Below are 24535 nucleotides of genomic sequence, written 5' to 3'. Positions count from 1 at the left end.
ATGGCACAGAAGAATGATATCAAGGTGGTAATCAACAATAAAGTATATACATTGAGCGGCCAGGAGAGCGAGGACTATCTCCAGAATGTGGCGACATATATCAATGGCAAGATAGCAGAATGTCAGTCATCTGAGGCGTACAGGAGATTTAACGCAGAGTATCAGAATGTTCTGCTTGCACTGAATATAGCCGATGACTACTTTAAGGCAAAGGATCAGGTCAATCAGATGCTCACCGAGGATGACGACAAGGATAAGCAGATATATGATCTGAGACATGAGGTTATCGAGGTGCAGATAAAGTATGAGTCTGCACAGAAGATGATAGAGGAATACAAAGAGAAGATAAGTGAACTTCAGAGACAGATCATAAAACTTGAAGCGGAGAAAAATGTTAAATAAGACTGAAATTTTGGCACCGGCGGGCAACACGGAGGCGGTGAAAGCTGCAGTCAATGCATATGCAGACGCGGTATATCTTGGAGGCAGTATGTTCAGTGCCCGGGCATTTGCCGGTAATTTTGATGAAAAAGAATTGCTTGATACCATAGACTATTGTCACAGATTCGGAGTGAAGGTCTATATGGCGATCAACACACTGCTTAAGAATGAAGAGATACAAAGGCTCCCATCATATGTGGAGCCTTATTACAGGCAGGGCGTGGATGGGATAATTGTACAGGATATGGGAGTTGTCTCCGTTCTGGGCAAGTCGTTTCCAGACCTTCCACTGCACGGAAGTACACAGCTCAGCGTGTCCAGTTCACAGGGCGCTGCGTTTCTGAAAAGCATAGGCATGACCAGATTTGTGCCATCGAGAGAATTGTCATTGTCAGAAATCACAGAGATCAAGAAAAATGTTGATATAGAGGTGGAGACATTTGTCCACGGAGCGATGTGTTACAGCTATTCCGGAAGGTGCCTGATGAGCAGCTTTGCCGGAGGAAGAAGCGGTAACAGGGGAAGGTGTGCCCAGCCGTGCAGAAAGCAGTATACCTCAAATGATGTAAATGAGTATATGCTCAGCCTGAAGGATATGTGCATGTTGAAGAGTCTGAGCAGGCTCATAGATGCGGGAATTGATTCTTTCAAGATAGAGGGAAGAATGAAAAAGCCAGAGTATGTGGCTGCAACCGTGACTGCGTACCGTGAGGTCAGAGATGCTTATCTGGCGGGCGAATCAGTGGAGAAACTGGCAGAGGAGCAGGAGAAGAAGCTTCTCGACATATATAACAGGGGCGGATTCTGCTCAGGTTATTATTACACATCCAATGGCAAAAAGATGCTTGCGAACAGCAGACCGAACCACACAGGAATTAAGGTTGGGCGTGTGAATGCGGTAGAAAAGCCATATGTGGATATAAAACTTGACGAGAATGTATCCGCAGGCGATGTCCTTGAGATAAGAGGCAGAAATGGCGATGTGGAGCTCACATGCAATGTGGCGGCAAAAGCGGGAAAGAATGTCAGACTTAAGGCGAAGTCATTCAGGAGCATTGCAAAGTTCAATGATGTATACCGTACAAGAAACGGTAAGCTTCTGGAAGATATACAGAATAATATAATAAATGCCGACAGGAAGATAGAGCTCGTTGCACATGTCAGTGCGTATGCGGATCAGCCATTAGAGCTTAAGCTTTCAACTGTAGAAGGAAAGTGTTCTGTCTCAGTCGAGGGGCCTGTGTGTACACAGGCACTTAACAAGCCTGTCACGAAGTCGCAGATAGTTGACAAGATCAAAAAGACAGGCGGTACAGATTATGTGCTCGGGGATATAACTGCTGATGTATCTGACAACCTGTTTGTACAGATAAGCGCAGTGAACAACCTGAGGCGGGAGGCGCTTGAACAGCTTGGACTGCAGATCTCACAGAGTTACAGGCGGGATGGCGGTGCAGTAAGAACTGGCCTGCCTGGCGCTGAAAGACCTCTTGAAAATGTGAAAAACAACACTGTTCACGGTGTTACAGTTGGAGTGTCGGACGCTGACCATGTAAATATTGTTAAGAATTATAAATGGGTCAGCAATGTAATAGTAGATTATAATGTCAGAAAATATGCAGATGAATTGAAGCAGGCCGGATTCAGAGTGATCCTTGCTCTGCCTGAGGTATTGCGGCAGAGAGAGCTTGACAGATATTCAGGTCTTTCCGGTGAACTTGGTTCATTTGACGGTGTGATGATCAGAAATTATGACGAGCTGGGAATTCTAAAGAAGTTGGACTATAAGGGACTCGTGATCGCAGATGCCAGTCTCTATGCGTATAATGATAATGCGTTTGATTTCTATAGAGAGAATATGGGTGATGTGTGCTTTATGTGCTCAAACGAGCTCACACTTGATGAGATACATGGTCTTTCATATGATACACTCATAAAGCTCTATGGTCATCAGAAGGTTATGATCACTGCAAACTGTATAGCAGGCAATTACATGAACGGTTGTGCCTCAAGGAAGATGTCCAGGAATGTCCTGACGGATGACAGGGGAAACAGATTTTACGTCAGAAATGACTGTGCGCACTGCTATAACATTATATATAATGGTGTTCCTACAAATATGATAGACAGACTGGCTGAAACCGGTATTTCAGATAAAGACTGTTATATTGAATTTACTATTGAGGATACTAATAAAGTGAAGGATATAATGGACAGTCTGGAGATTGCCCTGTCAGGGGGGAAAGCGGTATCCATGTCTGTAGATCAGTATACCAGGGGACATTATTACAAAGGAATCGATTAAGACTTTTTGATAAAGGTGGAAACATGATAACAATAGTAACGGAGATAGCGAAGTATTTGATCATATTTTTTATGGTTTTATACACCGTAAAATGCTTTACGGTTTTAAAGCCTGTGCCTGCCGATAAGAAACGGCGGGCGCTTAATGTGCAGATATTTTATGTGTTCATGATACACTTTCTTTGCTATCTGACATTATATCTGCATTATGAGAAGAAGAGCATACTTATATTTTATCTGTTGCAGATGATAGTATCCATAACATATATGGTTTCATATCATACCATTTATAAGGGCTCATCGAGACTTATAACGAATAACATGTCATTCCTTCTTCTCATAGGTTATGTCATGCTGACAAGACTTGATTTTGACCTGGCGAAGAAGCAGTTTCTATTTGCCACGATCATGCTGGTGGTGACTGCATTTGTGCCATTGTTTGTGGTCAAGTTCACGCAGATAAAGAAATGGACTATATTCTATGCGGTGTTTGGTATAGGCTTCCTGTGCACGGTGTTCATCCCGCATGTGGGAGTTGATAAATATGGTTCAAACAACTGGATAAGCATAGGCGGAATATCGATGCAGCCTATGGAGATAGTCAAGATCATATTTGTATTCTTCCTTGCCAGCTCATTTGAAAAGGCAAAGAACATTAAGGATATGATGAAAACAATCTGTGTAGCAGGACTTTTCATGCTGGTTCTGGTGGCGGAGACGGATCTCGGTGGTGCGGTGATCTTTTTCATGGTATTTGTCATGATGCTGTACCTTGCCACTGGTAAGCACAGCATACTCATAGGCGGAGGCCTCGGAGGTTCGGTTCTTGCTGTGGTTGGATATATGCTTTTGAAGGATCATTTCAGCCATGTCACCATGAGAATCGATGCATGGCTTAACCCGATTGAATATATAGATGGAAGTGGATATCAGGTTGCACAGAGTCTGTTTGCGATAGGCTCGGGAGGATTCGAGGGATCGGGTCTGTGCCAGGGACTTCCGACATCGATACCGGTCGTGTCCAGTGATTTTATATTTGCTGCGATATGTGAGGAGCTTGGAGTTATATTTGGACTCTGCCTGCTTCTTATGTATCTGAGCTGCTTCATATATTTCATCAATATATCGATGAAGATAAGAGATGCTTTTTATAAGAATGTAGCCTTTGGTTTTACAATATGCTTCATATTCCAGATATTCCTGAACGTTGGCGGTGTTGTGAAATTCATACCATCTACGGGTGTGACGCTGCCGCTTGTGAGCTATGGAGTGAGTTCGGTTGTCAGCACACTCATTATATTTGGAATAATTCAGGGTATATGTGTATTAGAGAACAGTGGAGTTGATAAAAATGTCAGACAGGAAAGTATCAGCAGGGAAGAGTGGCCAGAGACCCCAGTCGCGGTCAGAGGTCAGTCAAACAGCGGTGAAAAACAACGCAAACAGAAAAAGCCAGTCCAGCGCAAAGCAAAGACAGGATACGACAGGAAAGAGACGAACTCAGATGAATTCTGGGGAGAATAGTGACATTCTGGACAAGAAGACAAATGACAAAAAGAATGTGCCTGTTCTGGTTATAACATATTTTGTTGTCATAATCTTTATCTGTATGTTTGCATATATTATCGTGTTTATGGTGAGGGATTCAAGAACATTCATCGCCAATTCATACAATGGGAGACAGTCTCTCTATGCGGAGAAGATAAAGAAGGGAAGCATCATATCCAGCGATGGAAATGTCCTTGCGGAGACATTGACGGATGATGATGGAAACGAGTACAGAAATTATCCATATTCCAATGTGTTCGCACATGTTGTCGGATATGACAGCAACGGACAGGCGGGACTTGAGATGAGCTCCGCGTACTATCTCCTGACATCAAACCAGAACATAATCACGCAGACATACAACAAGCTCAGGAATGAGAAGAGTCTGGGAAACAATGTCATAAGTACACTGAATACCACGCTGCAGAGCACGGCTTACGATGCACTGGGATATAATGACGGCGCTGTTGTGGTTATGGAACCGGATACTGGAAAGATCCTTGCCATGGTCTCAAAGCCTGATTTTGATCCGAACTATATAGACAGTGTGATAGAGGATTCACAGGATTCTGACAGCTCTTATCTGTTGAATCGTGCAACACAGGGTCTGTATCCACCTGGTTCAACCTTCAAGGTACTCACGGTTCTGGAGTATATTCATGAGAACAGCAATTATCAGAAATATTCGTATGAGTGCGAGGGCGAGGATATATTTGACGGAGTACAGATACACTGCTCAGATTATGCGGTTCATGGAACTGTGGATCTGGCGGACTCACTGGCGAAATCATGTAACACTTCATTTGCCAATATAGGAATGAAGCTCAACAAGCAGTCGTACAAGGATCTGTGTGAGAAGTTCCTGTTTAACAAGGATCTTCCTTATGACGGATATTACAGAAAATCAGTATTCGAGTTAAATGCAACCTCAGATGATTCGGAGATACCGCAGACAGCCATAGGACAGGGCGACACACTTATAACACCTCTGCACAGTGCCATGATCATGAGCACCATAGCAAACGGAGGAGTCATGATGTCCCCATATCTCATCGACAGGATAGAGACATGCGATGGCAATCTTGTAAAGACATTCAAGCCGAACACCTACGGTAAGATCATATCTGCATCTGACGCAAGACTTCTGAAGGATCTGATGCTTGGCGTAACATCATATGGTACGGCATCGGATGCATTTGCAGATTGCTCATATACCATAGCCGGAAAGACAGGTACTGCGGAGTTCAACGACAACATGGATTCACATTCGTGGTTTGTTGGATTCTCAAATGTTGATGATCCGGATATTGTCGTATGTGTCATAGTTGAGAATGCAAGCTCAACTGGAGCTTCAGCAAAGTATATTGCCAGACAGCTCTTTGACGCATACTATAATTATGTGAAATAATTGCACAAAATGATGCGTATGCCCTTAATACGTGATCATATTTACTTTAAAAATAATTTGACATATGATATACTGACTTCAAGTTTTAATTACACACCCGGAAGAAACAGGAGGAATTGCAGTGATAGAAGCAACAAGCTGTGGAGGGGTGGTAATCTTCAGAGGAAAAGTATTGTTGTTGTATAAGAACTACAAGAACAAATACGAAGGATGGGTTCTCCCCAAGGGAACTGTTGAAAAGGGCGAGGAGCACGATGAGACCGCCTTGCGAGAAGTGAAAGAGGAGACAGGTGTAAGCGCATCTATAATCAAATACGTGGGAAAGAGCAATTACACTTTTAACACGGCATTTGATGTGGTAAATAAGGATGTTCATTGGTATCTCATGATGTCTGACAGCTATTACAGCAAGCCACAGAGAGAAGAGTATTTCGTGGATTCCGGTTACTACAAATACCATGAAGCCTACCACCTTCTGAAATTTCCTAACGAGAAGCAGATACTTGAACAGGCATATTCAGAGTATGTTGATCTTAAGAAAAAGAATCTGTGGGGAAACAAGAAGTATTATTAATCAACAAAAGGACTTCTGTATGCAGGTACAGAAGCCTTTTTAGTTTTCTTTTGAGGGTAAGACATGAACAGAAAGAATGCAGACAGATCAAAACAAAAGAAAAAGAGAACAGCAAAGGATATAGTTCTGGACATACTGCTGGTCGTTTTTTTACTTATAGCAGTTGGGAGCGGTGCGTATCTTGTAAGGTATTATTATATTGCGAAGAATGCGCAGAATAACTTCAATGATCTTAAAGGAATGCTCGATACCGATGGGGATGATACCGAAAAGGTTACGGTGGAGGTCTCGGATAAAAGTAAGGACAATGGCGAGAAGAAGATACTCAAGAAATTCGAGAAGTTATACGAGAAGAACAGTGATATTGCAGGATGGCTCACGATCGATGGCACGACCATAGATTATCCGGTCATGTACACTCCCGATGACAACGATTATTATCTGCATCTGGACTTCGATAAGAACTGGAGTGATCCGGGTACACCGTTCATAGATACGAACTGCAGACCGTTTGATGACAGAACGGACAATGTTCTCATATACGGACATAACATGAAGTCGGGAATAATGTTCAGAGAGCTGCTTCAGTATGAGGACGAGAGCTTTTATAAGAAGCATAAGAATATCAAGTTTGACACGTTGTATGAGACCGGAACATACGAGGTCATCGGTGCATTCCGATCGGAGATATATCCTGACGATGACACGGAGCACTATCATTATTATGAGTTCTTTAACGCTGCGGATAAGGCGGAATTTGATGAATATATTGATTTTGTCAAGTCAAACACAGCATATGACAGCGGTGTTACGGCTGAGTACGGTGATGAACTCATCACACTTTCAACATGCGCTTCACACATTGAGGATGGCAGATTTGTCGTGGTTGCGCGAAGGATAACAGGGGATGATAAGTAGTTGACACTAAATGGGGCATGTGTTAATATAACAAATGTCGCAAGCGCCGGCTTGTCGGAATTGGCAGACGAGGCAGACTCAAAATCTGTTGGTGGCAACATCGTGCGGGTTCAAGTCCCGCAGCCGGCATTATATTGAGCCTGAAACCTGAGTAGAATCAAGGGTTTCAGGCTCTTTTGGTATACGTGGGAATAAGATCTTGAAATGAATGGGCGGTGATATATTATGATGAGTAGAAAGGTAAAACAGCAGGTGAATTCGGCTGTGAATGAGTTGGATATGAATCTGGCGAACAATTACAAGGATCTGGCGCATAAAGCCTTGAAGGAACTTGATGAGCTGGTTACGAAGCTTAATGAGGAGGGGCAGCTCAAGGAAAAGGACTACACCAAACTGAGGGATAAAGTGGATGATTACAAGAGACGTATGGTGGGATATCATCACTGACAGTATGTCAGTATGTCATAATGACATAATATCGTCACTGAAAGATTATGACCGGGAGACTGCAGAACAACGGATGTATGCAGCTTCCCGGTCATATTTGTCTGTGTGTATCAGTATTGCTTCATTATCTCTCTGCGAAGCTTCTTGATTATTCTTTTTTCCAGCCTGGATATGTAGGACTGGGATATTCCCAGGAGATCAGCCACCTCCTTCTGAGTCTTTTCTACCCCACCTATGGTGTTTATTCCATACCGCAGTTCTATGATGGTGCGTTCCTTTTCACAGAGCTTTGATATGGCATTGTCGAGGAGATTGTAGTCTACCTCTGTCTCCAGATCACGGTAGACTACGTCCTCATCCGTTCCCAGAATGTCGGACAGAAGCAGTTCGTTGCCGTCCCAGTCAACATTCAGCGGTTCATCGATGGACACCTCTGTTCTGAGCTTGCTGTTGCGACGGAGAAACATGAGTATCTCATTTTCAATACATCTTGATGCGTAGGTAGCAAGCTTTATGTTTTTGTCATTTTTGAAGGTGTTTATGGCCTTGATGAGACCGATCGTGCCTATGGATATCAGATCCTCAATTCCGACACCCGTGTTGTCAAATTTTTTAGCAATGTATACGACAAGTCGCAGATTTCGCTCTATCAGCATTTTCTTTGCGGAATCAGACTGGTTGTTTGTGAGTTCGTTTATGACCACGGCCTCCTCGTGGGGCTCCAGCGGGGCGGGAAGTACCTCGGTTCCTCCAATATAATATATATCTTTGCCGCTTTTCAGGGAGCGCAGTGAAATATTGCTGGCAACAGTAAATTTGAAGTCGTTACCCCTTATTGTGTTTAACATGTCTTTTGCCTCTTTTCATATAATATTTGCTTAAAAGAATACATTTGTCTGTGTGAAGTATATTAAATGTATTTGGGCTGATACCGATCAGTGGTCTGTGTTCCATGTATGAGCTGTCGATGAACATGTAGTCAATGTCCATGGCGAGCATAAGCTGATTTCCGGAGCATATTGTATTGTAGGGAATTATGTGTATTCCGGCCGGAATGTCATCACGGTAATCATATTCATATATGGAAGACGGTTTTTTGATGTAGTCATCGAGCAGTGGAGTCAGTTCCGGTGGAGCCAGTTCGATGGCTACGGCGTATGTAGTCACGGCGACGTTGCGTCCTGTGAGATTGCATCTTAGCGTGTTACCTGTGTCCAGGTAACCGATAGCATTGGTGATCCTTGAATGTCTGCCTAGTAATACATTTGTCAGAAAGTTCAAATAATTCACTTCTTTTCATGTAGTGCAATTGGAATTATATATGTGGGCTGGTAAGAAAATGGTCGTATTACAATAAATGAAGCATCGATATTTCGATTGAATTTTTAATTTGTTGATGGAAATGTGGTTAAGTTTTTCAATATACGACTATATATTTGAAAAATGTGTATAAATCTGTGGATAATGTGGAAAAGTGCTAAAACATCCTAAAAAGTGCGAAATAAGCAAACAATTTGCGACATAGAGCGATATTTTGTGCAATATAATGATAAAAAATGAGAAATGTATATGTATGGATGACAAAATAAGTCCTGAACTTAAACTTGCCATGGATGCGGATGGTTACATGCCGTACAGCAGTCTTTATCTTGGATATAACGCATCCGATGATTCGTGGATGCTGATAATCAGACATTCCGGTGACATAGATGATCTTGAGGGAGATATTCTGAATAGCTGCGTTTATCTGCTCGGGGGATATGCCATAGTGAACGTGTATTCCTACAATATAAAAAGGCTTCAGGAGGAGCCGAGGGTACTTTATATCGATAAAGCTCAATATTACAGTTATGGTGCGGGTGTCGCCTATGACAGATACGTATCCTGCATAACGGAAAATTTCATGTCAAAGTATGGGCTCACAGGCGAAGGCGTATGTATCGGAATTATAGATAGCGGCGTGAATATCCTCAACCGGGAATTTGCAGATGACGCCGGCTCCAGGATAGTCATGTATTGGAACCAGAATACAGATTATGAAAGAACTTACCCAAACCGCTATGGTCTTGGACGGATATATGATCAAAGTGAGATCGGGCAAATGTATGAGGACAGGCGGCTGCCCGGTGTCATGGGAGAGCAGCACGGCACGGAGGTTGCATCTGTGGCCGCCGGGAGCAATATAGGAGTGGCGGGAAAAGCCCGGATCATTGTCGTTGAACAGTCGCTTGAACGCGCGCTGCCGGACACGATAGGTATAATGATGGGGATAGATCTGCTTGTGAGATACAGCATAGAGACTGGAACTCCGGTAGTGATAAATCTTTCATATGGAAATAACTTTGGAGCCCATGATGGCACGTCGACACTTGAGCTGTTTGTTAATTCTGTGGCCCAGATGGCTAAGGTGTGTGTTGTCACGGGTTCAGGAAATGACGGTGGAAGACAACTGCATACCAGCGGTATGCTTGGAAATGTAAGCTATGCGAGTATTGACATTGCGGTGGCGGCCGGTGTGAAAAACTTTGGCCTGCAGATATGGAAAAACTATATCGACAGCTTCGATGTGCTCGTCTATTCGCCGTCCTACGACCTTGTGGCGTATCTCACGGAGGGACAGATAGTATCCGGGGCGTATTATGGGAGCACGGAGTTGCTTGGTATATTCCAGGGACCTTCACCTTACAATGTCAAGCAGCTCATATATGTATTTTTCCAGTCTGAGACCGGGGATATAGAGCAGGGGATATGGCATGTGAGGATTGCACCGAAGAGCATTACAAATGGGATATTCAATGCGTATCTACCCGGTGACAGTTATGTGACGGGGCAGGTTGCATTTGAGAATCCTTCGGTGTATGGAACCCTCACGATCCCGGGTACGGCATCAAATATAATAACGGTGGCTGCCTATGATCAGGTAAATGCATCCATAACGGGATTTTCTGGCAGGGGTTTTACGTCGGATAATGCCATAAAACCGGATATTGCAGCTCCGGGTGTCGGAGTGACTGTCAGCTATGGTGAGTATGGATACGGAAATGCCGATGGCACATCGCTGGCGGCGGCATTTGTGTCTGGCTGTGCGGCACTTATCATGGAATGGGGGATAGTCCTGGGGAACGATCCATATATGTACGGAGAGAGGGTTAAGGCTCAGCTTATAAGGGGAGCAAAGCCTCTCGGTTCACTGGGCAGTTACCCGAACAGATATACAGGCTGGGGGACCGTGTGTATGGAAAACAGCTTCAAAGGATTAATTGTATGAAAGATTTGCAAAAAGATGTGGTTTTATGTCAAGTAATTGTGTATAATTTAATTCGTACGTGTTTTTTGCAAGTATAAAAGAAAAAAACGGGGTATTTCACACATGGTAGGATTTTATAATTATACAGTTATTTTGACATATATGAGCCTGGTGTCATCTATCACAGGCATGTTCTTTACATTTACCGGACACCTTAGCATAGGAATATTGTGTCTTGCACTTTCCGGTCTGTTTGATGCATTTGACGGAAAAGTCGCAAGGAGCAAGAAGGATAGGACTATGGATGAGAAGAGATTTGGTATCCAGATAGATTCTCTCTGTGACCTGGTGAGTTTTGGAGTTTTTCCTGTTGTATTGTGCTGGTATTCAGGAATGAACACGCCGTTTGGAATGGTTATTCTTGCACTGTACTGTCTGGCTGGAATGATAAGACTTGCATACTATAACGTGCTCGAGGAGAAGAAGAACAATGACGATGATGATGCTGAGGTCATAGAGCAGTCGGATGGAAGAAAGTATTTCCATGGAATGCCGATCACCGCAATATCGGTGGGGCTTCCTATAATATATGTTACGTCACCTTTGCTTGGGTCCTCTTTCCCAATTCTGCTTCATGGAATCATGATACTTGCAATGATACTTTTCATAACAGATTTCAGATTCCCTAAGCCAACCACAAAGGAACTTATGGTGATAATTGTCATTGTGGCAGTTGCCGTAGTTTGGCTTATGATAAGATACATGGTCAGACGTCATATCATAACTATTCCTTATTTTATATCCCTTCTATTATAAGTGTATAGGAGCTATGGAAAATAAAAGATATAGAAGTAATTTGGCTATACCGGATATACAGAAGCGATGAAGGATGATGTATAAGATATGATAAAGAACAAATATGCAATATACAAAAGATCAAAACATAATGAGTGTGTATCGACACAGGACAGAGTCCTGCGCCTGTTATATGGCAACGGAGCGGGACGTATGGTGCTGGGATGGCTGATCAGACCAGAGGTGTCAAAGCTTGTGGGAAGATTCATGGACACTGGATTATCCAGAATCATGATCAATCCATTCATTAAGAAAAATGATATTGATATATCTGTGTGTCAGAAGAATGAGTTTGACTCATATAACGATTTCTTCAAGAGAAAGCTGGTGCCGGGAGCAAGGGCCATAGATATTACCGATGAAGGTTTTGTGAGTCCATGTGACAGCAGGCTTACGGTATATGATATAGAAGACACAGAACGACAGACTTTCAATATAAAGGATTCAGAGTACACGGTGGCATCCCTCCTCAGGGACAAAAAGCTTGCGAGACACTACAGAGGTGGAAAATTGTGGCTGTTCAGACTGTGTGTCGATGATTATCACAGATACATATATAACGTGTCTGGAAAGCAGTCTGATGTCAGACGTATAGAAGGCTTATATCACACAGTTAACCCTATAGCCAGTGAATATTACGACATTTACAAAGAAAATACCAGAGAGTATTGTCTTATAAGGACGCAGGATGCGGGAACCATCATTGATATGGAGGTTGGAGCACTTCTGGTTGGTCGTATAGTTAACAGGTATGTGGATTCCACGGATGTCAGAAGAGGAGAGGAAAAGGGCTATTTTGAGTTTGGTGGCTCAACAATCATTCTTCTCATCCAGAAAGACAAAGTCGCTCCTTTAGACAGAATAGTTGAGAATTCTAGAAAAGATATTGAGACCAGAGTCAGACAGGGCGAGCTGGTTGGATATGTACGTTAAGAGCAATATTATATATTCCATATAAAACAGGAACAGCGTATAGCTTGCTATGGAGCTATACGCTGTTCCTGTTTTGTTGTTTATCCAGTCTGTGTCAGAACTTATATTCTATATTATTCATTTATAGAATTCACATGCCTCTTGATGGCCTCAAAAGTCTCCTGGCTTATAACGTGTTCGATCTTGCAGGCATCCTCGGCTGCGGTCTCTTTTGCAACGCCGAGACTTGTGAACCATGAAGACAGAAGCTGGTGCCTCTCATATATCATCTCTGCAATTTTTTTACCGGCTGTAGTGAGAGTTATGTATCCTGAGTCGCTTACTTCTATATAACACATCTCCCTGAGATTCTTCATAGCAACGCTTACACTTGATTTCTTATAGCCAGTCTCGTTGGCAACATCAACGCTTCGGACGACCGGAAGCTTCTGGCTGAGGACGAGAATGGTTTCAAGATAATTCTCTACTGATTCATTCGTGGTCAACATTATTATATATCCCCCTTATATTTAACATTATAAATGTATCTGTATCAATGTAGCAATTATAAATAATATATCATAAATGAATTTTTTATTCAATTTGATAATTGAAATACGAATTTCGACAAATAGGCACTTTTTGTCAATAAAAGAGCCGTGTTTTGTTCAATTAGTCCAAAATGATTAATATTATTGACATCTAATTAATGTTAGTATATACTAACCACGATATGAAAATCAGTGGTTTAAGTTGCTAGTTAAGGAGGTGCAATTATGCCATTAACATTTGCAAAACCGGGAGAAGCCAATGTGATCAAAAAGGTTGGCGGGAGAGAGAAAACACGATTGTTTCTTGAAAAGCTGGGCTTTGTTGAAGGTAGTGTTGTAACTGTCGTGGCAGAGAATGCAGGAAATCTTATAGTTAATATCAAAGATTCCCGTGTTGCCATTGATAAAGATATGGCCAGCAAGATACTTGTATAGGTACGATTACATGTATCTGACTGACGACAAAAGTATGTAAAAGGAGTAAGATCATGAGCACATTAAAAGATGTCAAGGTTGGCAGTACTGTCACTGTCAAGAAGATTGCAGGCGAGGGTCCTGTAAAGAGACGTATCATGGACATGGGCATCACAAAGGGTGTACAGGTTTATGTTCGTAAGGTTGCCCCTCTCGGTGATCCTGTAGAGGTTACTGTAAGAGGCTATGAGTTATCAATACGTAAAGCTGATGCTGAGATCATAGAGGTAGAGTAACAGCTTATTTTTTTGTTCATACGTTAGTATATGCTAACATATGATAGAAAAGACTAATATGAAGTACGCAGACGCCGTGCGTAAGCACCTTTAAATGCGTCTGCACAATACAATAGGAAAGAGGGTAAACAATGTCAGTAAAGATTGCACTTGCAGGAAATCCTAACTGCGGTAAAACAACATTATTCAATGCTTTAACTGGCGCTAACCAGTACGTAGGTAACTGGCCAGGTGTTACAGTTGAGAAGAAAGAGGGTAAGCTTAAGGGTAACAAGGATGTTATCATAACTGACCTTCCTGGTATCTATTCACTTTCTCCATACACTCTTGAGGAAGTTGTTGCCAGAAATTATCTTATTCAGGAATATCCTGATGCCATCATCAACATTATCGATGGTACTAACATAGAGAGAAACCTTTATCTCTCAACACAGCTTATTGAGCTCGGAATCCCTGTTGTCATGGCTGTCAACATGATGGATCTTGTAAAGAAGAACGGTGATTCCATCAACATCAAGAACCTGAAGGAAGCTCTTGGATGTGAGGTCGTTGAGATCTCAGCTCTCAAGGGTACAGGTATCGATGAGGTTAAAGAGAAAGCTATCGCTGCAGCAAAGTCAAAGTCAGCAAATGCAAGAGTCCACAGCTTTGATGAGGCTGTTGAGACTGCAATCGAGAGCGTAAGCACTAAGCTTGACATGGAGGAGAACAGAAAGAGATTCTTCGCGATCAAGCTCATCGAGAAGGATAGCAAGATCATAGAGCAGATGAAGAATGCTCCAGACTGCTCAGCAGAGATCAAGAAGCTTGAGGATGACTTCGATGATGACACAGAGAGTATCATCACAAGTGAGAGATATTCATATATTTCATCGATCATTGACAAGTGTGTAAAGAAGGCTGCAAAGGGACAGAAGCTTACAATATCAGATAAGATCGACCGTGTTGTAACAAACCGTATCCTTGCACTTCCTATATTCGTGCTCATCATGTGGCTCGTATATTATATAGCAATGTCAACAGTAGGTGCATGGTGCACAGACTGGACAAATGATAACCTGTTCGGCGATGGTTTCCATCTCTTCGGAATTGGAAGCTCAGCTTATGAAGATGCATCAGGTGACTATGATGCAGCAACAACAGCACTCGATGCATATGGCGTACTCGTAACAGATGACGAGGATGCAGTTGATGTAGATGCCACAAAGGCAGCTATCGAGGCAAATACAAACACAGAGGCAAGCGTTAAGTATGAGATGGAAGATGAGGAGACACTCGATACATACGATATCGATGTTTACTACTCAGAGGTTCCTGCAAATGCTAATAAAAAGACAACAAACGCAATGTCATATCTTGATGCAGTTGATTACTTCAACGAGACACAGATGGCAGAGATCGATCCTGCTGATTATGGCGTATTTGTTCCTTCAATCCCAGATCTCATCTCTGCAGGACTTGACAAGATTGGATGTGCAGACTGGTTACATGGACTTATCATCGATGGTATTGTAGCCGGTGTTGGTGCTGTACTTGGTTTCGTACCTCAGATGCTCGTACTGTTCATCTTACTTGCAATCCTTGAGTACTGTGGATATATGGCACGTATCGCCTTCATCATGGATCGTATCTTCAGAAAGTTCGGTCTCTCAGGAAAGTCATTCATACCTATCCTTGTAGGTACAGGTTGTGGTGTGCCAGGTATCATGGCTTCACGTACAATTGAGAATGAGAAAGACCGTCGTATGACAGTCATGACAACAACATTTATACCATGTGGTGCTAAGGTTCCATTTATCGCCATGATCGCCGGTGCTATATTCGGTGGTTCATCAATAGTTGCAACAAGTGCTTACTTCATCGGTATTGCAGCAATTATATGTTCTGGTATAATACTTAAAAAGACAAAGATGTTCGCCGGAGATCCATCACCATTCGTTATGGAGCTTCCACCTTATCATATCCCAACAGTAGGTTCTGTACTCAGAAGCATGTGGGAGCGTGGCTGGTCATTCATCAAGAAGGCTGGTACAATAATCACACTTTCAACAATCGCTGTATGGTTCACAACATACTTTGGATTTGTTGATGGTTCATTCCAGATGCTTGATGAGAGCCAGATCGATTACAGTATCCTTGCAAAGATCGGTAATGCGATCGCTTGGATCTTTGTTCCACAGGGATGGGGTAACTGGCAGGCAACTGTAGCATCTATCACAGGTCTTGTTGCAAAGGAGAACATCGTTGGTACAATGGGTATCCTCTACGGTGGTGGAGATGGTACAGTTTACCAGGCACTTGCAGGCGCATTCACAACAGCAAGCGGATTCTCATTCCTTGTATTCAACCTTCTCTGCGCACCATGTTTCGCAGCTATGGGTGCTATCAAGAGAGAGATGAACAGTGCTAAGTGGTTCTGGTTCGCAATCGGATATCAGTGTGGATTTGCTTACCTTGTAGCACTTGTTGTATACAGAATCGCAGGTCTCTTCACAGGAGCTTGTACATTCGGTGTATGGTCGGTAGTAGCAATTGCACTTGTTGTTCTGTTCTTCTTCATGCTGCTGCGTCCGGATCCAAACAAGAAGGTAAAGACTAGCAAGGAGTTCCTCAACGCTTAATATAAGTGTTTGAAAGAATTATATAAAAGGAGAGGTGACTTATGTCAGAGTATCTTGGTACAATCATTGTGGCAGTCATAATCGTTCTGATGGTGTTCTTCATTGTCAGAGGTATGGTTAAGGATAGAAAAAAGGGCAAACACATATGTGGTGGCGACTGCTCGAGCTGTCATGGCGGATGTAGTCACAAGCTCTAAAAAATAATAGTTGTAGTATAAAATGAATGTGCGTCGTAAAAAATTACGGCGCACATTTTTTGTTCTGGCTTCTTTTTATTTGCTTTGTTAAATACTAGAATGTTGTTTGAAGAAATTCTGCATAAGGTTTATAAATCCTATAATATTCAGCACCTTTAGCCTGACCAAACTTTTCAATATATAGTTTGTATATCTTTTGTAAATTTGCTTTCATCGGATATAAACTCTTATAAAAATCATCATTTAATACTATACCTGAATTTTGATAAACAATATTCAGAAATTTTTTGTATTTGGTCTTTTTCTGCCAATTAACTGTTGGTATTACATCGGTATCATAGCAGTGGGTGAAACTGGTATGTTGCTTTACATCTTGATTGCATTAGGAATCATACAGTGTGTTTCTTTTGAAATCACAAGTTATGTGTTGAAAAAGGACATCAAGCAGTTAAAGCAAAAAGAAGATAAGTAATTCATGCTGGATTATCCGGCTGGATATAAATTGAACTAGGAGTGATTATCATGAATGAAAAGAAGTTCACAGTTCGCATTGACACAATCAGTAAGGTAAAGGAATTTGTTCGTCTGGTATCGGCTCACAACGCAGATACCGAACTGCGTTCCGGCAGATTCGTGGTCGATGCAAAGTCTATCATGGGCATTTTCTCCCTGAACATCTCTGAACCTGTGGAGATGCGAGTATGCGGCGATGAAGATGACATTGAAAAGCTGGAACAGGACATCAAGCAGTTCATCGAATCGTAAAGGAGAAAGGACATGAGCGAAGAGAAGACAACGTATAAGGGATTCTCTGTTGGTGACAGAGTATATTACTACAAGAAAGGGTGTTGTCCCAGCTTGCCAAGCTGCCTGATTGGGGCAATTCTCAAAATCCAGACAGGCAAGGAATCCGCAACATTTGTGGTGCATGACGAAAAGGACAATATTGTCGATGTGCCATACGAGCATATCTTTAAGAATCAACAGCTGTGTTTTGCTTATGCAGCAAGCCTGACATAAAGGAGTGTGGAAATATGGCATATTACTGGTGTAGCTTGACCTTTGATAAAGTTGGAACATTGCTGGAGAGAAACAGCATTGTTTATGGCGAAACAGAGCAGGAGTTTATCCGGAATATGTCACGTTATCTCCGAGGACACTACGGAACACATCTTACCGCAAATGACTATGATATGCGATTAAAACGCATGGAAGCAGAACAGAATATGTCAGGGGCTGACCTTGGCTTGTATTCTCCGGCATATCCGGATTCAGACGATGATGATGCTGTTTACTTCGTGAGAAAGAAGCAACTGTGCAGTTTTGAGAGAGAAAATCTCCGAGTGCTTGACCTGCGAAACTACCACGAAGCAATTCTCGCTCATGCAGTATGCTTTGCGGAAGAACGTCTGAGATACTGCCGTAAGAAAAAGCAAGGCAAGCGACACAAAAAAGGCTGGAATTATCACTGGCACAAAGGAATCCGGAATAAACTGATACTGGATTCCAAAGGAATGCTCAGAGCAAAGTATTCCGCTGGATTTTTCTGTACATATCAGCTTGACCCGAAGTTTTATAAGTCAGAAAACAACTGGAAGGAAAACAAGAAATGCAGGCATCAATGGGAATGTCACAGCAATCCTCATGCGGACACCATTCCTGCATAACCAGAAAGGAAATTAAAATGAAGGCAAGGACTAAGAAAACGCCCAAAGTCGCTGATAATGAAAACGTAACAGTGGAAATTTATGAAGCCAGTAAAATGATAATGATTGTGGTTTCAAAACGTGGAAAAACATTATTCTCTAAGAGATATGAAACTGTAGAAGAAGCTAAGAAAGCTTTCAGAAAAATTCAGGAATCGGGAAAGTATAGTATCTCCTAAAAGAGAAGTTGCCATATAATAATTGAATAAAAGAATCACTACTCAGCCTGCATAAGTGGGCTAAGTAGTTTTTATATGCAAGCATTTTTGAAGTTGTTGTCCAGAAAAATTTACAGTATGCCCATATAAAACAGATTATATCTGCTGTAAGATATGATATGATATTGATAGAATCTATCGAAAAGGTATGGTGTGAAATGAGAGAATTTGTAAAAAGCATGGAATGCAATCAAAAGCTGATAAATCAACTGGGCTATTCGTGCAGAGGCAAAGGTTCTTCTCTGTTTGATAAGTGGACAAGCATCAGAGATTACGAAACAGCAAAGAAGATGCTGTCAGAAACAACGATAGAAAACATTGCAGATGAAATCGGATTGATTGGAACAGCCTATTTCCTCACAGAGCAGTGTAAGAGTGTGAAATATCATTCGATTGCACACGAACTGGAATCCATTCTGGGGGATATGGCTCTGCACCTTTTCAGAAAACTCTGTTGCTACACGGCAACTTTCACTGATGCTGTCATCGTCAGCATCTACCAGTACATTCATTGCGATGTCAACACACTTACGCAGCTCTGTAAGCCGTGTTCTCTTTACCCAGTCAAATATCACAGCCTTATCCATTCCAGCTTCTGAGAGCAGGCTCAGAAGAGGCGTATTAGGCTTGCTGACTGTGATACCTGTAATCTGCAATCCTTTTCCTGTACTGTTTGCCTGCTTCTTCGGAACATCGCACACTGTCGTTTCTGCGGTAATATAGCACAGCACAACTTCTGGAGCATCACTTCGGAACACTTTGACTGTTTTGGAACGGTCGTACCCCAACTTCTTTTCCTTTACATCAAGGATAGACACCTGAATGTGATTCCGGATTCCCATGCAATAGAACATATCAACACTTATGTGAAGGAAATCCGGAAAATTCAGTGACGAATGCAGACTTTATAAAACATTTACAAGTCCGCAAAACAAACAGCAATATATCTGCTGTAAGATTTGCTATAATGATAAGGTCAGCGGAAGTCCGCTGAAATATATCGCTCGTCTGCCATGAGTAGAAGGAGTTTCCGAGGACGTATGCGAAAAGCACCACGTCCTTTGTTTTTTACAGGGAACGGAGAGATAACGATGTCAATTACATTGGAATGCAGAAAGACGAAATCTGAAATGGAAATCGGCTATGGCAATTTCTTTTTTCTCAGAGCAAAAGTAGCTGAACTGTTCGACAAGAATGTTTGGCAGCAGTACATGAAAATCATGGAGATTCCGTATGGAGATGACCGTAAACAGGCTCTGGAGAAGTGGGACACAGACATGGACAGAATCCTGCAAGCCAGCGAAATGCCATCAGGTGTAAAAGACTTCCTGTTCCAGTCAGATTGTGCTGGGAATATCTCCAGAAGTGCTTGTATGGCATTGTATGAGCGAATACACAACTATGACAATAACATCGCCTATGGGTTTCGGATTGTGAAAGACAGCTTCGGAAACCTGATAAGGCAGGAACTTGGTTTTCAAGACTTTGTGGAACTGATAAAAGAGTGTATCGACACAAATTGTGACCTGCTCTGGTCGTAAAATATGCAAGGTGGTGATGGAAATGGAAAAAATACAACTTCTTGAATTGTTTGGTGGCATAGGTTCACCGAGGTGTGCGTTGCGGAACATTGGTGTTCCTGTAAAGTCCATTGATTATGTGGAAATAGATGAAAAAGCAGTCAGGTCATACAATGCAATGTTTGCTGCTGAACATGAATATTCACCGCAGACGGTTGTGGGTTGGAATTTGAAACCTGACATTTTAGTTCATGGTTCACCTTGTCAGGACTTTTCCATTGCCGGACATCAGGGCAAGGCAACCGCAGAAGGTGGAAGAATCAACAAAGGGAAAGGTGCAAATGAAGGTTCAGGGACAAGGTCGAGCTTGATGTGGGAAACGGTTCATATTATTGAACAGATGGGCGAATGGAAACCAAAGGTTGTGATTTGGGAAAACGTGAAGAATGTTCTGTCAAAACACATGGTTCATAACTTCAACCGATACCTTTCCTATATGGAGAAGTTGGGATATACCAACAATCACAAAATACTAGATGCAAGGAATTACGGACTGCCACAGGCAAGGGGAAGGGTTTTTACTGTGTCAGTGCTTGGCGATGAACAATTCAATTTTGACCTGATGCAGACTAAACCAATGGTGAACATCAAAACATTCCTTGAAAGTGGTGATGTTCCTGATTGCTATATGGTTACACAACCAAGTGTATACAATGCCATTGGTAAAAAAGGAATCAGGCGAGCAACTGTCATTGATGAATATGCAAACACTATCACCACAAGACAGGACAGAACCCCAGCACAGGTCATTGACCTTGGCGGTGGAAAATACAGATACCTGACAGAACTGGAGTGTTGGCGGTTACAGGGCTATTCAGATGACGATTTCTATGCAGCAGAATCAACCTGTCAGGTTGAGCGTGAGAAGATGAACAGAACCCTATATCATCAGGCAGGCAATTCCATTCCAGTTGTGATATTTGAAGCAATGTTCAAGGCAATGTTTGAACAGGGTATCATTGAAGTCGGCTCTTGAATTACTTTCAAAAATCAACATGCTATGATATAATAATGTAAGAACTTTTGTACTCAAACAAAGCTTGCGGAGGTTGAAACTATGAAAAAAGAAAACAATTGGATTGATAAAGAAATCGACATTTCCACATTTTATGATAAATTGAGTGATTCAGTAAAAGAACTCATCGTTGAGGCAGAAGAAGCCGAAAAAAACGATATGGATATGGCATTTTATGAGATTTGTGATAACATAGAAATTCAATCGAAACTGCTTGTACCAGATGTAATTTCTTTTAAGGAATGGGATTTGCTTTGCAGTAAATATTATCCACAAACTGATTGAATATGATATGAAGAGTTTTTGGCTTTGCCATATATATAACCACCAATGGTCTGCCCATATATCGATATGAGTATGTTGTGAATAGCGGACAGATTACTCTTGCCTACGCATGAAAGTAAAGTGTCAACTTGTTCTTTATCATATTCAATCTGTGATATTGGGTCAGATATGGATGAATTATCATTTGCATCAGTAACCTCAGTATTCTCTGAAGTATCAGTAATTGGATGACTGTCAGAGCACTGGTCAGAGCTGTCAAATACTTCTGTCACATGTTCATTAGATAATGTGTAGAATATTGATGGTGCTTTGCGACATATATTATATCCACGGTCAGACCAAAAATGAACTACACTGTCAAATCCTTTATCTCTTGAAACAATTATGAGATTGTCTTCTGGATTTTTTACTGTATATGAACCAAGGTAGGTTACAAGTTGAAAATCCAGAGAGTTCTCAGTCCCATTTTCACACATGATAAATTCAGGGAAAAATGGTGATTGTTTCAATGTGATCAGGTTTGCGTATGACATATTGGGTGATTTGTCTGTGTAAAATACAAGGATAATATCTTCGCCTTTTAGATAATCGAATAATTCTATCCATGAATCACCGACATTTTCACTATCCACAAAAAATATGTTTTTCATATCCACCTCGTTAAGCCAGAACTTATATATTATATCATCAAAGATATAATAATTATCAATTTAATTGCAAAATTTGCATATAGATAATGCCACATGCTATATTTGAATAAAAACGGGTAAGATGGAGGAAATTTTGTACAGATTCATCAATTTAGAAGTTGTATATTGTACTTGAAATAACAAAAGATTTACTATATTATAAAAACATGTTGGTGCACGACTGGCGGAGACAGCCGATGGGCTGGTAGGAATTACCTACAGGGAGTGTACTGTTAAGACAAGCCGACCGCCTGGGCAAGCAAATATATCAAGATATGTATTTGTGTGCGCAGGTGGCCGGCTTTCTTTATGGCATCAGCTCACAGGTACGAGAAAACACATGGAGGTACAACAGAAAATGGAAATGTTATCACTTGAGAAAGAACTTAGCGAAAATGCATATCCGGGACGTGGAATCGTGATCGGTGTGTCAGAGGATGGCAAGAAGGCAGTTACAGCCTACTTCATCATGGGAAGAAGCTCAAACAGCCGTAACAGAGTATTTGTGACAGAGGGTGAGGGCATCAGAACAGAGGCATTTGATCCTTCAAAGCTTGAGGATCCAAGCCTTATCATCTATGCACCTGTAAGAGTTCTTGGCAACAAGACTATCGTTACAAATGGCGATCAGACAGACACTATATATGACGGACTTGACGATGAGCTCACATTTGAGCAGTCGCTCAGAAGCAGACAGTTTGAGCCGGATGGCCCTAACTACACACCTAGAATCTCTGGTGTTATGCACATAAAGAATGGTGTGTTCGACTATTCAATGTCCATACTTAAGAGCAACAATGGCAACCCTGAAGCAAATAACAGATACACATTCTCATACGAGAACCCTGTAGCTGGTGAGGGACATTTCATTCACACATATATGCACGATGGCAATCCGCTCCCAAGCTTTGAGGGTGAGCCAAAGTGGGTTAAGATATCCGGTGATATCGATGAGTTCACAGACAAGGTATGGAACAGCCTCAATGAGGACAACAAGGTGTCACTGTTCGTCAGATATATTGACATCGCAACAGGTGAGTATGAGACAAAGATCGTGAACAAGAATAAGTAATTAAAGAATAAAGGAGATATTTGATCATGAACGAGATTCAGTTAAAGTATGGTTGTAACCCAAATCAGAAGCCTTCAAGAATATATATGGAGGATGGCAGTGATCTTCCTGTCAAGGTTTTAAATGGCAAGCCAGGATACATCAACTTCCTTGATGCATTCAACGGATGGCAGCTTGTAAAGGAACTCAAGGCGGCAACAGGGCTTCCAGCAGCAACATCATTCAAGCATGTTTCACCAGCAGGTGCTGCAGTTGGACTTCCACTTAACGATACACTTGCAAAGATCTACTGGGTAGATGATCTCGGAGAGCTCTCACCACTTGCATGCGCATATGCAAGAGCAAGAGGTGCTGACAGAATGTCATCATTTGGCGATTTCATCGCACTTTCAGATGTATGTGACGCAGACACAGCACGCCTTATCAAGAGAGAGGTATCAGATGGTGTTATCGCTCCTGGATACACAGATGAGGCTATGGAACTTCTTCTTGCAAAGAAGAAGGGAAATTACAACATCATCCAGATAGATGAGAACTATGTTCCTGCTGAGATCGAGAGAAAGCAGGTATACGGTGTTACATTTGAGCAGGGAAGAAACGAGCTCAAGATCGACAAGGATCTTCTGTCAAACTTTGTTACAAAGAACAAGGATCTTCCAGAGCAGGCTGAGATCGATATGAAGATCGCGCTCATCACACTCAAGTATACACAGTCCAACTCAGTATGCTATGTAAAGGACGGACAGGCTATAGGTATCGGAGCCGGACAGCAGTCAAGAATCCACTGTACAAGACTTGCAGGACAGAAGGCAGACAACTGGTTCCTTCGTCAGTCACCACAGGTTATGGGACTTCAGTTTGTTGACGGACTTGGAAGAGCCGACAGAGACAATGCCATCGACGTATACATGGGTGATGAGTATGAGGACGTTCTTAAGGAAGGCGAGTGGCAGAAGAGATTCAAGGTTAAGCCTGAGGTGTTCACAGCAGAGCAGAAGAAGGCATGGCTTGCGCAGAACACAGATGTTGTCCTTGGATCAGATGCATTCTTCCCATTCTCAGACAATATAGAGAGAGCTCACAAGAGCGGTGTCAAGTACATTGCACAGCCTGGCGGATCAGTTCGTGACGATCTTGTTATCGAGTGTGCTGACAAGTACGATATGGTCATGGTATTTACAGGAATCAGATTATTCCATCACTAATCTGCCAGGCCTGTCGGCGTCAGATATTGTAT

28 protein-coding genes, 1 tRNA gene and 1 riboswitch are annotated in these 24535 nt (G+C 42.0%); of the genes, 24 read left to right on the top strand and 5 right to left on the bottom strand.

Going from position 1 to position 24535, the window contains the following annotated elements:
• The 8 genes from DWX57_RS03725 (at position 1) to DWX57_RS03690 (ending at position 7640) form a co-directional block, all read left to right on the top strand.
• Positions 1 to 402: a cell division protein ZapA gene (locus DWX57_RS03725; RefSeq protein ID WP_015534892.1), complete on the top strand. Its 402-nt coding sequence runs from the start codon at positions 1 to 3 to the stop codon at positions 400 to 402.
• A complete protein-coding gene (locus DWX57_RS03720) occupies positions 392 to 2746 on the top strand; it encodes a peptidase U32 family protein (RefSeq protein ID WP_120123056.1) in 2355 nt (784 codons plus the stop codon). The genes DWX57_RS03725 and DWX57_RS03720 overlap by 11 nt, the downstream gene beginning before the upstream one ends.
• A 23-nt stretch (positions 2747 to 2769) precedes the next feature.
• Positions 2770 to 4269 carry an FtsW/RodA/SpoVE family cell cycle protein gene (locus tag DWX57_RS03715; protein WP_120123055.1) on the top strand — a complete coding sequence of 500 codons (1500 nt, stop codon included), beginning with the start codon at positions 2770 to 2772 and terminating at the stop codon, positions 4267 to 4269.
• A complete protein-coding gene (locus tag DWX57_RS03710; RefSeq protein ID WP_120123054.1) occupies positions 4250 to 5701 on the top strand; it encodes a peptidoglycan D,D-transpeptidase FtsI family protein in 1452 nt (483 codons plus the stop codon). The genes DWX57_RS03715 and DWX57_RS03710 overlap by 20 nt, the downstream gene beginning before the upstream one ends.
• Before the next feature lie 121 nt (positions 5702 to 5822).
• The gene (locus tag DWX57_RS03705) at positions 5823 to 6275 is read left to right on the top strand and encodes an NUDIX hydrolase (protein WP_022216509.1); all 453 of its coding nucleotides are present in this window, start codon (positions 5823 to 5825) and stop codon (positions 6273 to 6275) included.
• Positions 6276 to 6338: 63 nt separating this feature from the next.
• On the top strand, positions 6339 to 7193 hold the full coding sequence (locus DWX57_RS03700; RefSeq protein ID WP_120123053.1) for a class B sortase: 855 nt from the start codon (positions 6339 to 6341) through the stop codon (positions 7191 to 7193).
• Positions 7194 to 7238: 45 nt separating this feature from the next.
• Positions 7239 to 7322 (top strand) — tRNA-Leu (locus tag DWX57_RS03695).
• A 96-nt stretch (positions 7323 to 7418) separates the two neighbouring features.
• Entirely contained in the window at positions 7419 to 7640 is a 222-nt protein-coding gene (locus tag DWX57_RS03690; RefSeq protein ID WP_118649130.1) for a hypothetical protein, read from the top strand.
• A gap of 110 nt (positions 7641 to 7750) precedes the next feature.
• Here DWX57_RS03690 and sigE read toward each other — a convergent pair whose 3' ends face one another.
• Together sigE and DWX57_RS03680 are read right to left on the bottom strand one after the other, a co-directional pair.
• Positions 7751 to 8488, bottom strand: a complete 738-nt coding sequence (gene sigE / locus DWX57_RS03685) for an RNA polymerase sporulation sigma factor SigE (RefSeq protein ID WP_015534897.1) — start codon at positions 8486 to 8488, stop codon at positions 7751 to 7753.
• The gene (locus DWX57_RS03680) at positions 8466 to 8921 is read right to left on the bottom strand and encodes a sigma-E processing peptidase SpoIIGA (protein ID WP_022216507.1); all 456 of its coding nucleotides are present in this window, start codon (positions 8919 to 8921) and stop codon (positions 8466 to 8468) included. The genes sigE and DWX57_RS03680 overlap by 23 nt, the downstream gene beginning before the upstream one ends.
• Before the next feature lie 292 nt (positions 8922 to 9213).
• Here DWX57_RS03680 and DWX57_RS03675 point away from each other — a divergent pair, with 292 nt between their 5' ends.
• The 3 genes from DWX57_RS03675 (at position 9214) to DWX57_RS03665 (ending at position 12675) form a co-directional block, all read left to right on the top strand.
• The gene (locus tag DWX57_RS03675) at positions 9214 to 10908 is read left to right on the top strand and encodes a S8 family peptidase (RefSeq protein WP_165852755.1); all 1695 of its coding nucleotides are present in this window, start codon (positions 9214 to 9216) and stop codon (positions 10906 to 10908) included.
• 102 nt (positions 10909 to 11010) lie between these two features.
• Complete coding sequence (locus DWX57_RS03670; RefSeq protein ID WP_118017577.1) at positions 11011 to 11703, top strand: CDP-alcohol phosphatidyltransferase family protein; 693 nt, start codon at positions 11011 to 11013, stop codon at positions 11701 to 11703.
• 87 nt (positions 11704 to 11790) lie between these two features.
• A complete protein-coding gene (locus DWX57_RS03665; RefSeq protein WP_118017579.1) occupies positions 11791 to 12675 on the top strand; it encodes a phosphatidylserine decarboxylase in 885 nt (294 codons plus the stop codon).
• Between the two features lie 113 nt (positions 12676 to 12788).
• Here DWX57_RS03665 and DWX57_RS03660 read toward each other — a convergent pair whose 3' ends face one another.
• Entirely contained in the window at positions 12789 to 13163 is a 375-nt protein-coding gene (locus DWX57_RS03660) for a metal-dependent transcriptional regulator (RefSeq protein WP_173794552.1), read from the bottom strand.
• 267 nt (positions 13164 to 13430) lie between these two features.
• Between DWX57_RS03660 and DWX57_RS03655 the strand changes: the two genes are divergently transcribed.
• The 8 genes from DWX57_RS03655 (at position 13431) to DWX57_RS03620 (ending at position 18618) form a co-directional block, all read left to right on the top strand.
• Positions 13431 to 13640 (top strand): FeoA family protein, encoded by a 210-nt coding sequence (locus tag DWX57_RS03655; RefSeq protein ID WP_004851067.1) that lies wholly within the window; start codon positions 13431 to 13433, stop codon positions 13638 to 13640.
• 53 nt (positions 13641 to 13693) lie between these two features.
• Positions 13694 to 13915 (top strand): FeoA family protein, encoded by a 222-nt coding sequence (locus tag DWX57_RS03650; RefSeq protein WP_022216503.1) that lies wholly within the window; start codon positions 13694 to 13696, stop codon positions 13913 to 13915.
• 131 nt (positions 13916 to 14046) lie between these two features.
• A complete protein-coding gene (feoB, locus tag DWX57_RS03645; protein ID WP_120123051.1) occupies positions 14047 to 16536 on the top strand; it encodes a ferrous iron transporter B in 2490 nt (829 codons plus the stop codon).
• A 41-nt stretch (positions 16537 to 16577) separates the two neighbouring features.
• Entirely contained in the window at positions 16578 to 16733 is a 156-nt protein-coding gene (locus DWX57_RS03640; RefSeq protein ID WP_120123050.1) for a FeoB-associated Cys-rich membrane protein, read from the top strand.
• A 522-nt stretch (positions 16734 to 17255) separates the two neighbouring features.
• A complete protein-coding gene (locus DWX57_RS03635) occupies positions 17256 to 17498 on the top strand; it encodes an HPr family phosphocarrier protein (RefSeq protein ID WP_119998326.1) in 243 nt (80 codons plus the stop codon).
• A 12-nt stretch (positions 17499 to 17510) separates the two neighbouring features.
• Positions 17511 to 17753 carry a hypothetical protein gene (locus tag DWX57_RS03630; RefSeq protein WP_119998328.1) on the top strand — a complete coding sequence of 81 codons (243 nt, stop codon included), beginning with the start codon at positions 17511 to 17513 and terminating at the stop codon, positions 17751 to 17753.
• A gap of 14 nt (positions 17754 to 17767) precedes the next feature.
• On the top strand, positions 17768 to 18400 hold the full coding sequence (locus DWX57_RS03625) for a hypothetical protein (protein ID WP_120123049.1): 633 nt from the start codon (positions 17768 to 17770) through the stop codon (positions 18398 to 18400).
• A gap of 17 nt (positions 18401 to 18417) precedes the next feature.
• Positions 18418 to 18618 (top strand): hypothetical protein, encoded by a 201-nt coding sequence (locus DWX57_RS03620; RefSeq protein WP_120123048.1) that lies wholly within the window; start codon positions 18418 to 18420, stop codon positions 18616 to 18618.
• A 335-nt stretch (positions 18619 to 18953) separates the two neighbouring features.
• Here DWX57_RS03620 and DWX57_RS03615 read toward each other — a convergent pair whose 3' ends face one another.
• Positions 18954 to 19445 (bottom strand): hypothetical protein, encoded by a 492-nt coding sequence (locus DWX57_RS03615; protein ID WP_133300868.1) that lies wholly within the window; start codon positions 19443 to 19445, stop codon positions 18954 to 18956.
• A 303-nt stretch (positions 19446 to 19748) separates the two neighbouring features.
• Between DWX57_RS03615 and DWX57_RS03610 the strand changes: the two genes are divergently transcribed.
• The 3 genes from DWX57_RS03610 (at position 19749) to DWX57_RS03600 (ending at position 21537) form a co-directional block, all read left to right on the top strand.
• Positions 19749 to 20198, top strand: a complete 450-nt coding sequence (locus DWX57_RS03610) for a hypothetical protein (protein ID WP_120123046.1) — start codon at positions 19749 to 19751, stop codon at positions 20196 to 20198.
• Positions 20199 to 20220: 22 nt separating this feature from the next.
• Positions 20221 to 21213 (top strand): DNA cytosine methyltransferase, encoded by a 993-nt coding sequence (locus DWX57_RS03605; RefSeq protein ID WP_119998336.1) that lies wholly within the window; start codon positions 20221 to 20223, stop codon positions 21211 to 21213.
• Between the two features lie 81 nt (positions 21214 to 21294).
• Complete coding sequence (locus tag DWX57_RS03600; protein WP_119998338.1) at positions 21295 to 21537, top strand: hypothetical protein; 243 nt, start codon at positions 21295 to 21297, stop codon at positions 21535 to 21537.
• Here the strand turns inward: DWX57_RS03600 and DWX57_RS03595 are convergent.
• Positions 21519 to 22187 carry a PIN domain-containing protein gene (locus tag DWX57_RS03595; RefSeq protein ID WP_120123045.1) on the bottom strand — a complete coding sequence of 223 codons (669 nt, stop codon included), beginning with the start codon at positions 22185 to 22187 and terminating at the stop codon, positions 21519 to 21521. The two genes, DWX57_RS03600 and DWX57_RS03595, sit on opposite strands and share 19 nt — an antisense overlap.
• 206 nt (positions 22188 to 22393) lie before the next feature.
• Positions 22394 to 22490, top strand: a riboswitch (ZMP/ZTP riboswitch).
• Positions 22491 to 22584: 94 nt separating this feature from the next.
• Between DWX57_RS03595 and DWX57_RS03590 the strand changes: the two genes are divergently transcribed.
• Positions 22585 to 23298, top strand: coding sequence for an IMP cyclohydrolase (locus DWX57_RS03590; protein WP_120123044.1), 714 nt, complete (start codon positions 22585 to 22587; stop codon positions 23296 to 23298).
• A 26-nt stretch (positions 23299 to 23324) separates the two neighbouring features.
• On the top strand, positions 23325 to 24503 hold the full coding sequence (locus DWX57_RS03585; protein ID WP_120123043.1) for a phosphoribosylaminoimidazolecarboxamide formyltransferase: 1179 nt from the start codon (positions 23325 to 23327) through the stop codon (positions 24501 to 24503).
• The last annotated feature ends 32 nt before the right edge of the window (positions 24504 to 24535 follow it).

Source organism: Coprococcus sp. AF19-8AC, assembly GCF_003603115.1.
GTDB classification, from domain to species: Bacteria; Bacillota; Clostridia; order Lachnospirales; family Lachnospiraceae; genus Coprococcus; species Coprococcus aceti.
Note: the sequence above shows the minus strand (reverse complement) of the source record. Positions and strands in the feature narration are given on the sequence as shown.